The sequence below is a fragment of the Ignavibacteriota bacterium genome, assembly GCA_016708125.1.
Taxonomy (GTDB): Bacteria; Bacteroidota; Ignavibacteria; order Ignavibacteriales; family Melioribacteraceae.
Genome location: JADJGF010000001.1, coordinates 1229015 through 1241373, shown reverse-complemented (window position 1 = coordinate 1241373; position 12359 = coordinate 1229015). Strand labels below are relative to the sequence as shown.

The 12359-nt window shown below is 29.5% G+C and carries 10 protein-coding genes; 9 read left to right on the top strand and 1 reads right to left on the bottom strand.

The annotated features are described in order from the left end of the window. The first annotated feature begins 29 nt into the window (after positions 1–29). The 5 genes from IPH62_05650 to IPH62_05630 all read left to right on the top strand — a co-directional run bounded on the left by IPH62_05650 (position 30) and on the right by IPH62_05630 (position 3949). Positions 30–755 (top strand): YebC/PmpR family DNA-binding transcriptional regulator, encoded by a 726-nt coding sequence (locus IPH62_05650; protein ID MBK7104750.1) that lies wholly within the window; start codon positions 30–32, stop codon positions 753–755. A gap of 12 nt (positions 756–767) precedes the next feature. Further along, positions 768–1307, top strand: coding sequence for a crossover junction endodeoxyribonuclease RuvC (ruvC, locus tag IPH62_05645; protein MBK7104749.1), 540 nt, complete (start codon positions 768–770; stop codon positions 1305–1307). Position 1308: 1 nt separating this feature from the next. Then, positions 1309–1899 carry a Holliday junction branch migration protein RuvA gene (gene ruvA, locus IPH62_05640; GenBank protein ID MBK7104748.1) on the top strand — a complete coding sequence of 197 codons (591 nt, stop codon included), beginning with the start codon at positions 1309–1311 and terminating at the stop codon, positions 1897–1899. A 191-nt stretch (positions 1900–2090) separates the two neighbouring features. After that, positions 2091–3215, top strand: coding sequence for a Nif3-like dinuclear metal center hexameric protein (locus IPH62_05635; GenBank protein MBK7104747.1), 1125 nt, complete (start codon positions 2091–2093; stop codon positions 3213–3215). Between the two features lie 5 nt (positions 3216–3220). Next, positions 3221–3949: a hypothetical protein gene (locus IPH62_05630; GenBank protein MBK7104746.1), complete on the top strand. Its 729-nt coding sequence runs from the start codon at positions 3221–3223 to the stop codon at positions 3947–3949. Positions 3950–4010: 61 nt separating this feature from the next. On the opposite strand, the gene ispG is transcribed toward IPH62_05630, so the two are convergent. Further along, on the bottom strand, positions 4011–5948 hold the full coding sequence (ispG, locus tag IPH62_05625) for a (E)-4-hydroxy-3-methylbut-2-enyl-diphosphate synthase (protein ID MBK7104745.1): 1938 nt from the start codon (positions 5946–5948) through the stop codon (positions 4011–4013). 144 nt (positions 5949–6092) lie between these two features. Between ispG and IPH62_05620 the strand changes: the two genes are divergently transcribed. From IPH62_05620 to IPH62_05605, 4 genes are all read left to right on the top strand, one after another. Further along, positions 6093–7940: a DNA primase gene (locus tag IPH62_05620; GenBank protein ID MBK7104744.1), complete on the top strand. Its 1848-nt coding sequence runs from the start codon at positions 6093–6095 to the stop codon at positions 7938–7940. 4 nt (positions 7941–7944) lie between these two features. Then, positions 7945–9417, top strand: coding sequence for a glycosidase (locus tag IPH62_05615; protein MBK7104743.1), 1473 nt, complete (start codon positions 7945–7947; stop codon positions 9415–9417). Positions 9418–9627: 210 nt separating this feature from the next. Next, positions 9628–10809 carry an OmpA family protein gene (locus IPH62_05610; protein MBK7104742.1) on the top strand — a complete coding sequence of 394 codons (1182 nt, stop codon included), beginning with the start codon at positions 9628–9630 and terminating at the stop codon, positions 10807–10809. Positions 10810–10943: 134 nt separating this feature from the next. Beyond that, positions 10944–12359 (top strand): efflux RND transporter periplasmic adaptor subunit, encoded by a 1416-nt coding sequence (locus IPH62_05605; GenBank protein MBK7104741.1) that lies wholly within the window; start codon positions 10944–10946, stop codon positions 12357–12359.

Below are 12359 nucleotides of genomic sequence, written 5' to 3'. Positions count from 1 at the left end.
AGAATACATATTTTATAAGGAGATTAACGATGTCAGGTCACTCAAAGTGGGCTACTACAAAAAGAAAAAAAGCTGTAATTGATGCAAAAAGAGGAAAAATATTTACAAAACTTATAAAAGAAATTACAGTTGCCGCAAGACAAGGCGGGGGCGATCCCGATGGAAATCCAAGATTAAGATTGGTTGTAGATAATGCAAAAGCAGCAAATATGCCAATGGATAATATTGAAAGAGCAATTAAAAAAGCCACCGGTGAAGTTGAAGGTGCAAATTATCTTGAGCTAACTTATGAGGGATACGGACCCGGAGGAATTGCAGTTTTAGTTGAAAGTGTTACGGATAATAAAAATAGAACAGTTGCAGAAATTAGACATTTATTCAGTAAATACGGCGGAGCTCTTGGTGAATCTGGTTCGGTTGCATGGATGTTTGAAAGAAAAGGAATTATTTCTTTACCGCAGCAAGGTAAAAGTGAAGATGATTTGATGGAATTAATTTTAGAAGCCGGTGCCGAAAATATTTTATTGGAAGAAGAATATTTTGAAATTACAACAGCCGTTGAAGATTTTGAAAATGTTAGAAAAACAATAATTGATGCAAATCTGAATATTGATAATGCTTCTTTACAATGGAGAGCAAAAAATATTATTGAAGTTAATGGTGAAACCGCAGAAAAATTAATGAAACTTATTGAAATGATTGAAGATTTTGACGACGTGCAAAATGTTTATTCAAATGCTGATTTTATTGATTAAGAGCAAATTATAATGATAATTTTTGGTGTTGATCCCGGAACTATTTTAACTGGTTTCGGGATTATAAAATCAAACAAAACTCAAATTGAATATTTACATTCCGGTGTTATTAAACCAAATCCCAAAGAAGAATTACCGCAAAAATTAAAATTTATTTTTCAAGAAATTAATAATCTTATTAAACAATTTTCCCCGGATGTATTTTGTATTGAAACCGCATTCTATGATAAAAACATACAATCGGTTTTGAAAATTGGTTACGTCCGAGGAATTGCGATGCTTGCGGCTTCAAATAATAATTTAACTTTTGTTGAATATTCACCGAGAGAAATTAAAAAAGCTGTTGTGGGAAATGGTTCTGCATCAAAAGAACAAGTTCAATACATGATTAAAAATTTAACTAATTTAAAAAAAGAAAAAATTAAATTTGATGAAACCGATGCAATTGCTGCGGCAGTTTGTCATTCTATAAAAATTAATTCCTTTGTTTCATCAAGCAAAAGTTGGAAAAATTTTATTTCACAAAATCCCGAAAGAATAATAAACAATTAACATGATTGGATATTTAACTGGAAAAATAATTTCGAGAAAACCAACTCAAATTTTGTTGGATGTAAATAACGTTGGATATTTAGTCAATATTTCACTCAACACATTTGAAAAAATTTCTGAAACTGAAGAAAAAGTTTCATTGTTCACTTATCTTGCAGTTAAAGAAGATTCGTTAACTTTATACGGATTTTATTCAATTTCCGAAAAAGAATTGTTTGAAGCATTGATAAGCATAAACGGAATTGGTCCCAAGCTTGCGCAAAATATTTTATCGGGAATTTCCGTAGATGAATTTAAAGATGCAATAATTTCAAAAAATTTAGCGCGATTGGTTTCAATTCCCGGAATAGGAAGAAAAACTGCCGAGCGAATGTTAATAGAATTGCGCGAAAAAATTGAAAAAGTTTCCGATCAAAATATTGAAAAAAATAATTTCAATTTTACTGTAAAAGATGATGCAATTGCCGCATTAGTTGGTTTAGGTTACAATCAAAAAGTTGCAGAAAAAATTATTCGTGATGTTATTTCTCAAAATCCGCAAATAACTTTAGAAAATCTTATAAAGGAATCATTAAAAAACTTAAGTAAATAGTTTTATTTAAATTTTGTTGTTAGTTATAGGTTTGTTAATGAAATTTAAAAATACTATATTTACTCACTTAGATTATGAGAGTACTTCAATATTATATTACATATAGAAAAAAGAAATTTTTGAGTATAAAAACTTCTTAAACTATTAAAAATCAAAATGCACTTCCAATTTTAGGAGTGCATTTTTTTTATATGGTAACACAAAATATTATAGAACATATTGAAAATTGGGCGCCGCCCGCAATATCTTGGGAAAAAGATAACGTTGGTTTACAGATTGGATCTACAAAAGAAAAAGTGAAAAATATTTTTCTTTGTTTGGAGCTGACTGAAAATGCGTTAACCGAAGCCTTAAAGAAAAATTGCAATTTTATATTTACACATCATCCGTTTTTATTCAAACCTTTAAAAAAAATTGATACAACATCCGATCTTAAATCCCAAATTATTGAAAAGCTAATAAAAAATAATATCACACTTTTTTCTGCACACACAAATTTAGATTTTACAAAAGACGGCGTAAGTTTTGAACTTGCCAAAGTTTTAGAATTACAAAACATAAAATTTTTGGAAAACCAAAATTCCAATCAATATAAAATTATTGCATTTATTCCTCAAGAAAATATTGAAAAAGTTTCTGAAGAAATGTTTAAAGCTGGTGCGGGAATTATTGGCGAATATGAGAAATGCAGTTTTCAGTTAAATGGAAAAGGAACTTTTTTAGGAAGTGAAAATACAAATCCTAAAATTGGTGAAAAGCAAAAGTTTGAAAAAGTTGATGAAGTTAGATTTGAAGTAATTGTTGATTCTTGGAATTTGAAAAAAGTAATTAATACTTTAAAACAATATCATCCTTATGAAGAACCGGCGTTTGATGTTTATGAATTGAAAAATGAAAATTTAAATTATGGATTTGGTGCAATCGGAAATCTGAAGAAAAGTTTGAACAAAGATGAATTTTTAAATTTCGTTTCGGAAAAATTAAAATCAGAAAATTTACGTTACTCAAATTTTGGAAATAAGAAAATAAATAAAGTTGCAGTTTGCGGTGGCAGCGGATCTGATTTATTAAACTCAGCAATAAAAAATAAAGCAGATGCATTTGTAACAGCAGACATAAAATATCATTCATTTCAAGATGCGGAAAATAAAATTCTATTTATTGATTCGGGGCATTACGAAACAGAAATTCATTCTTTAAATGCAGTAAAGAAAAATTTAGAAAAATTCATTTCGGAAAAATCTGAAAACATAAAAATTTATAAATATTCCGGTTCAACAAATCCGGTAAAGTATTTTAATAACAGAAGGAGTTAAATAAATTGATTAATCGATTATCAACACTTTTTGAGCTTCAGTTAATTGACGACGAACTTGATACTCTCCAAGAATTAAGGGGGGATTTACCAATTGAAGTCAATACCTTGAACTCGCAAATTCAAACAATTAAAGAATCGGTAAGTTTGAAAGAAGATGAAAAGAATTCCGGTTTGGAAGTAATGAAATCAAATGAAAATGAAATTGAAAGATTGAATTCGAGTTTGAAAAAGTTTAAAACTCAATTATATCAAGTTCGCAATAATAAAGAGTATGATGCGCTGACAAAGGAAATTGAACATTCCGAAGAAAAAATAAAAGTTTTGGAATCTGAAAATACCGAGCTTGAAAATAAAGTTCAGAAATTGAAAAATGAAATTCAAGAAGTAGAGCCGCAGTTAAAAGATTTGTTAGCCGAAGTAAAAATTAAAGAAGAAGAATTAAAGACAATTGTAAAAGCAAACGAAAGAGAAGAAACAAAATTAAATTCTAAAAGAGAAGAAGTTGCAGAAAAAGTTAGAAAATCTGATTACAATACTTATACAAGAATTAGAAAAGCATTAGGTGGAAAAGCAGTTGCGACAATTAACAGAGGCGCTTGCACCGGCTGCCATAATGTTGTTCCTCCGCAAAGACAAATTGAAATTAGAACAAGCAATAGATTATTTACTTGTGAATCTTGCGGACGACTTTTAGTTTCTCCAAACGTTGCGGCCGAAGTAAAGAAAAGTTAATTTTTTAAAGGCTCAACATTTTTATGTTGGGCTTTTCTTTTTACCTTTGATGTTTCACATTTCACATGTCCACCGGCTCAATCCAAATGCCATCTTCTTTAATTAATTCAATCAAACCATCAACTGCTTTTTCCGAGGAAATACTTTTTTTAATAACTTCCTTTCCTCTGTAAAGTGTAATTTTTCCCGGACCCGAACCAACATAACCATAATCTGCATCAGCCATTTCTCCCGGACCGTTTACAATGCATCCCATTATTCCAATTTTTACACCTTTTAAATGTCCGGTTCTTTCACGGATTTTATTAGTTACTTCAACCAAATCAAAAAGTGTTCTTCCGCAAGAGGGACAAGCAATATATTCAGTTTTAGAAATTCTAACTCTTGCTGCTTGAAGAATTCCGAACAAAGTTCTGTTAATTTCTTCAGATGAAAATTTAGCCGAGTTATTTGTAAGCCAAACGCCATCGCCAAATCCTTCGATAAATAAACTTCCCAAATCAGTTGCAGCAAATAATCTTAAATTTTCAAAATTATTTACATCATATTCCCGTTTAATAATTGTTGGTTGATTAAAACCCAAATTTGTTAATTCGATAAAAATTCTTCTTTGCTCGGCTAATCCATGATTGTTATTTGTCGTAATTACAAAAACAATATTTTTCTGATTTTTTAATTGAGCAAATTTTTCATCAAAAACATCTTCAATATTTATTTCAACAAAATTTAAAATGTTTGATTTTTTTGACGCAGATAAAAATTCCTCAAATTTAAATAATGGATGAAATTTATGATTATCAGAATTATTCAGCCACGAATTATAATTTTGAATTATATCTAAACTTTCCGGCAAATTTGTATTTACATTTTGATCACCTGCAAAAATATAATCCGGAGCTTGATCGCCAATATTCCATTTATCCAAATCCGGTAAATAAGTTAAACCGAGTTTCTTCAAATCATTATTAACAATTTCTTTATCGGAAATTTCTGCGATTACTCGGGGAGAATTTTTATCACCAAAATTATTTATTGGATATGAAGGGATTTTCAAATAACTAAACGGATCGTACGGAAGATTAATAATTCCCGGAATTTCTTTATGCGGAATTCTATTTGAATATCTGTTAACCAAAGCCAGCGCAACGGGAATTTCATGTTCCGGTTCTTCGGTTAATGAAACTCTGATTGTATCACCCAAACCATCTTCAAGTAAAGCTCCAATTCCAAGTGCAGATTTTATTCTTCCATCTTCGCCATCGCCGGCTTCCGTAACTCCAAGATGCAAAGGATAATTCATATTTTCAGAAATCATTTTGTTCACAAGTAATCTGTAAGCTTGAACCATAACTTGCGGATTGCTTGCTTTCATAGAAAGTACAATTTGGTGATAATCTAAATCTTCGCAAATTCTTAAAAACTCAAGCGCAGATTCAACCATTCCAAGCGGAGTATCTCCGTATCTGCTCATAATTCTATCCGAAAGCGAACCGTGGTTTGTGCCTATGCGCATTGCGGTTCCATACTCTTTGCAAATTTTTACAAGCGGGGAAAATTTAATTCTTATTCTTTCAATTTCTTCTTCGTATTCTAAATCTGTGTATTCAATTTGCTGGAACTTCTTTTTATCAATATAGTTTCCGGGGTTTACTCTAACTTTTTCAATAATTCTTGCGGCTTCTTCTGCGGCATTTGGCGTAAAATGTATATCGGCAATTAGCGGAACTTTATAACCTCGTTTGTGTAATTCATCTTTAATATTTTTTAAGTTTTTTGCTTCGTTAATACTTGGAGCCGTAATTCTAACTAATTCGCATCCAGCATTTGTCATTCTTATCGATTGCTCAACAGTCGCAATTGTATCCATCGTATTTGTTGTTGTCATCGATTGAACACGAATTGGATTTCCATTTCCTAAAGAAATTTCTCCAATTTTTACTTCGCGAGTTACAAATCGGCTGTATTTAGTAAGCGAATTGCAATATTTAATTTCGTTCATTTTATATCTTTCAAAAAGTAATTTTTAAATATAATAAATTGAAAAATCCAATTGCACATTAACAATTTTAGATTTGAGATAATTTTATGTTATTTTATTAGTGCAAAACTTCCAAAATTGATTTTTAAACTTCGAAATTAAAATATGCGAATTCCCGAAAATACTATAGAAGAAATAAGAAGCTCGGCAAATATTGTTGATGTAATTTCATCATTTGTTGCGCTTAGAAAAAGAGGAAAAAATTTTATCGGACTTTGTCCGTTTCATCAAGAAAAAACTCCGTCGTTTACAGTTAGCGAAGACAAACAAATATTTCATTGCTTCGGATGTCACGCAGGCGGAAATGTTTATAAATTTTTGATGGATTACAAAAGTATTTCCTTTATTGAAGCAGTTCAAGAAATTGCGGAATCTGTTGGAATAAAATTAAATTTTGAGGAAGAACAAGTTACTTCACAGCAAACGGAACTTGAAGAACTTTATGAAATAAATGTTTTTGCGGCAAAGTATTTCAGCAACAATTTACTTAATTCGGAAATGGGAGAAATTGCCCGCGATTATTTTAAATTGAGAAAAATAAAATTGCAAACGCAAAAAACTTTTGGATTGGGATTTGCGCCAAACGGCTGGGATCATTTTGTGAATTATGCAATTGAGAATAAAATAAATTTAGATAATGCAAAACTTTTAGGATTGATTGATTCAAAAGATGCCGGAAAATATTACGATAAATTTAGAGGAAGAATTATTTTTCCAATTTTTTCTCCAAACGGAAGAGTGATTGCATTCGGCGGAAGAGTTTTTCAAGGTGAAGAAAATATTGCCAAATATTTAAATTCTCCCGAATCAACAATTTATCTAAAAAGAAAAAGTTTGTATGGATTGTTTCATTCAAAAGATGAAATTAGAAAAATGGATAAAGCAATTCTTGTAGAAGGTTACATGGATTTGATTGCTTTGTTCCAAAACGGAATTAAAAATGTTGTTGCATCTTCGGGAACTTCTCTAACTGATGATCAAGTAAAATTGCTTTCGCGTTATACAAAAAATGTTACAGTAATTTTTGATGCAGATACAGCCGGATTGAAAGCTTCAATGCGAAGTATAGAAATTTTACTTAAGCAAGATTTCGATGTTTCAATGTTAAGTTTGCCGCAAGGCGAAGATCCGGATTCGTTTATAACAGAATACGGAAAAGAGAGTTTTGAAGATTTGTTAAAAACCGCACAGAACTTTTTGGAATTCCAAACATCTCAATACGAAGCGGAAGGAATGTTTGAAAATCCTACAACCGAAGCGGAAGCCATACGGGAATTGGTTAAATCCGCTGCGTTTGTAAATGATGAATTAAAGCGAAGTTTATTAATTCGTTCAATTTCAAGAAAATTTAATTTACGAGAAAAATTAATTGAATCGGAGTTGAATAAATTTCTTAGTCAAAATAAAAAGAATGAATTTCAAAGTGATCAGAAAATAACGAAAACCGGAAAACCGAATTCAGTAATAAAAACAGAAATCAACACACAATTAGTAAATCTGGAAAAAGAATTAATTCATTTACTTTACGATGGAAATGAAGAAATAATTGGAAAAATATTTGATGCAATTCAGCCCGAAGATTTTACAAATAATTCTTTAAGAAAACTTGCTGGAATTGTATATGATTCATATATAAAAGGAAATTTTAATTTAGCAGATGTTATTGAAAAAATTGATGACGAAAAACTTAAAAATTATGTTCTTACAATTACACTTGGCGAATATCAAATTAGCAGTAATTGGGATGAAAAATCGAGCAGCGGAAAAGTTGAAAAAGATCCTTTAAAATTTGCGATTGATACAATTAAAAAATATCAATTGATTAAGATTGATGAGCAGATTAAGTTAAATGATATGAAAATCGAAAATCTTGGAAACGATCCCGAAGTAATTAATATCATGAAAGAAAATGATGAATTAAGAAAAGAAAAAACTTCACTTTTTAAGAGTTGAGACAATGAATAAGAAATCAAATATTTATGAAATTAACACGAGAGTTTGGTTAAGGAGATTTGATGACGGCACAAAGAGAGCAACTTTAAAAGATATTCCGCAAGAATATTGGTATGATTTATATTTAAAAGGCTTCAATTATATTTGGCTTATGGGCGTTTGGCGCACAAATGAAAGCGTAATAAAAGAATATTGTTTTGAGCCCGGTTTAGTTGGTGATTACGGAAAAGCTCTAAAAGATTGGAGCGAAAAAGATGTAATTGGTTCGCCGTACTCAATTGATTGTTATGAAATAAATCCATCAATTGGAACTTCTGAAGAAATTATAGAATTGAAGAATTATTTAAATTCGTTAGGAATTAAATTAATTCTTGATTTTGTTTCAAATCATTTTAGCGCGCATAGTTCACTTATCGAAAAAAATCCCGAATTATTTTTATCTGCCAACGAAGATTTTTTGCAAAGAAATTCATATACATTTTTCAAATCAAAAAATTCAAAAATATTTGCTCACGGAAGAGATCCATTTTTTCCAGCTTGGCAAGACACAATTCAAGTTAATTATTTTGATGAAAATGCAAGAAGATATATGATTGATATTTTAAAAGAACTTATGAATTTGTGCGATGGAGTTAGGTGCGATATGGCAATGCTTTCGTTGAATAATGTATTTGAAAATACTTGGAGCGGAGTTTTATCAAACAGAAATTATCAAAGACCTAAAAATGAATTTTGGGAAATTTGCATTAAAGAAATAAAACAGTTGAATGATAATTTTATTTTTATTGGTGAATCTTATTGGGATCTTGAATGGGAACTTCAGAAATTAGGATTTGATTTTACTTATGATAAAAGATTGTTAGATAGAATAAGAGTTGAAAATGTGAGCGAAATAAAAGCACATTTAATGGCTGAGAAAAATTTTCAAGAAAAGTCTGTTAGATTTATTGAAAATCACGATGAAGAAAGAGCCATTACTTTATTGGGAATTGAAAAATCGAAAGCTGCCGCAATAATAATAAACACAATACCGGGAATGACTTTTATTCACGACGGACAAATTGAAGGAAAAAAAATCAAACTACCCGTTCAACTTGGCAGAGAGCCGATTGAAAAAGAGAATCCTAATTTATTAGAGTTTTACGAAAAACTTTTGAGAATTACATCTTCAGATGTTTTTAAATATGGAAATTGGGAATTGCTAAATCCAATACCATCTTGGGTATCAAATAATACTTACAATAATATACTTGCTTGGAAAATTAATCTTGAAGAAAGAAAAAGATTAGTAGTAATAAATTTTTCCAAAGTTGTTTCACAATGTAGAATTGAGATGAGTTTAAATAATTATCCAACAAAATTTAAACTTAAAGATATCTTAAACTATAAGACATATTTTAGAAAAACGGAAGAAGTAATAAATGAAGGATTATTTATTGAGTTAGGTCCGTTTAAAAGTCATATATTTTCTTATTAAAGTAATACTTTTTTATCCGAATTTTTGTAACTTCGCATCGGAAAATTTCTTTATTCTTCTTGCAAAAATTTAATAATTCTTTTAATTACTAATTTGTAGATAAATAAAGTAAAGTTAGGGGGATTTTCATTAAAAGCGATAATTGTTATTTGATAATAACATGCTTTTGATATTAATCAATATTTTTAAAATTAAGAGAGATTCCCCAAAATGGAAGAAAAGAATGAAATTCCACAGAATTCTCTGCGTTCTTTTGATGAATATTTATTATGCGAAGAATACAAAGGTGAAAACGATTTTTTCAAATTTGAAAAAAACAACAAATTTTATTTTGCTTTAAATTCCGATGGAAAAACATATCTAAGATCACAAAGTTACACTTCTGAAATTGCCAGAAATAACGGCATAAGTTCCATCCACAGAAATTCTCTTCTTGATGAAAGATGGTTAAAAACACAAACCAATGATAACAAATATTTCTTTTGTCTAATAGCCGGAAACAAACAAGAAATTGCAAGAAGCTGTTACTATAATTCTGTAAATGAAATGGAAAAAGATTATGAATGGGTGCGTGGTGAAAATTCAATTATTGGAATTGGTGCAACTGAAATCAACGGAGTTTGGTTTTCTGCTGCAAAACTATTTACAGAAAATAAAGTTGATAACATTATTGAAAATAAAATTGAAGAATTAGATTTAGTTGCAGATTTAAAATCTGAACAAAAAAAAGTTTCGGAGGAAATAAAGTTAGAAAAAATTGAACAACCTAAAATTGAAAAAATAGCGGGAGAAATTCCCCAGACGATTATAGAGAAAAAAGGCGGCTGCGGAAAATTATGGATTTGGTTTTTACTTGCAGTGCTAATTTTAATTGTTTGTTTTATTTTCTGCAAAGGATGTAACGAAACGAACAATTTAACAAATTCAATTGTACTGAAAAGTGAAAATGTAGCTGAAATAATTTCAGATAAAGAAAGTGAAATTGAAAAACCAATTGGTGAAATAAAAAATTCAGAAATTTTAGAAAAAATTGAAAACGCATTAAAGAATGACATATCTTTTACAATTGAGCAATTAAACAATGATTTTGAAATGAGTAATCTTTCTGATAATTCAAAAATTCAATTGAATGAAATTGGAAATTATCTTAGAAATCACGAGGAATTAATTTTAGAAATTCATGCTCACACAGATGATGTTGGAAAAGATGAAAACAATAAAAAAACATCATTAGCTAAAGCAGAATTAATAAAAAAATATTTAGTAGAAAATGGGATTAGCGAAGCCAAAATTAATACAATTGGTTTTGGCGAAAGATTTCCGATTTCGAGCAATTTAACAGACGAAGGAAAAGCTAAAAATAGAAGATTTGAGTTTAAGTTTATAAAATAGACTTTTCAATTATTAATAAATCTGATTAAAATAGTTTTCTTTAGATAAATCATTTTATATAGTTTAAATTAAAATGACTTTATTTTAGAAAATATATTTAATAATATTATTTGTGAAAATAACTTTTATAAATCATGAATAATAAAGAAAGTAAAACCCTCAAATTTATTTCCAAAATTATTGAAAAAGTAAATCAGATAAATAACAAATACCTTAAATTTGTTAGCAATACAAAACTTCCTATATTTTTCAAAAAGAATTTCTCTCTTCCGTTAATTGCTATTATACTAATAATTTTTTCATACTTTATTTTATTTGGTAGAACCACGGCTGAAAAGAGTATTCCAGTATATAAAGTTAAAAATGATGTGTTTAGAATTTCTGTAACGGAAAGTGGAGAAATTAAAGCAAAAAATTCAATTTCAATATCCGCGCCAAGAGTAAGAAGCAGTTTAAAAATTGTATTTCTAATTCCGGAAGGTACATATATAAAATCCGGTGATGTTGTTGCGAAGTTTGATCCAACAGAAGCAGTAACAAAATTAAAAGAAGCAGAAGCTCAACTTGAAATTGCAATATCAAATAAAGAAAAACTTTTGGCAAATCAGGCTTCTGATATTGCTCAAACTGAATCTCAATTAAAAGGTTCACAGCTAAGTTTTGAATTATCTCAATTAAATTTAGCCCAAATGAAATTTGAAGCTCAAACTAAACAAAGAGAAGCGGAATTGCAGCATCAAAAAAATGTATTGCAATATGAACAATCAAAGAAGGATTTTGAATCGAAAAAAATAATTCAACAATCTGAGCTCAACAATACGAATGTTGAAGTTAGGCAAAAAAGAAATGATTTAGAAAAAGCCCAAAAGGATTTGGATGAACTAACTTTAACAGCTTCTGCGGAAGGTTTAGTAGTGTATGGAGAAAATTGGGCTAACAACGGGCAAAAATTTCAAATTGGTGATCAGCCGTGGCCCGGACAAGTAATTATAACTTTGCCGGATCTTTCTGCAATGGAAAGCGAAACCTATGTTAATGAAGTTGATGTAAGTAAAGTAAGTGTTGGTCAAAAAGTTATTGTAAAACTTGACGCATTTCAAGATAGTATCTTTATTGGAAAAATTTCGAGCATTGCTAAATTAGGAAAGAATAAAAATTATGATTCGGATATTAAAGTTTTTGATGTTCATGTTGATATTGATGGTATTTCAGAAATTCTTAAGCCAGGTATGACAACCAGTAATCAAATAATTGTTAATGAAACTCCCAATAAATTTTTTGTACCTCATGAAGCAATATTTAATGAAGATAATAAATTTTTGGTTTATAAAAAGAATGGCTCCGGTTTTGAAGAAACAGAAGTAAAAATTGGAATAAAAAGCGAAGATTTTATCGTTATTGAAGAAGGATTGAATATTGGAGATTTTGTTGCACTTAGAAATCCCAATAGTGAAATAGATGATCCTTCGGTAACAGAAGCTCCGGAAAAAACAGAAACTCCGTCTGCCCCTTCAAAGTCAAAATCGTTCCGATCTATTATTATTCAATAA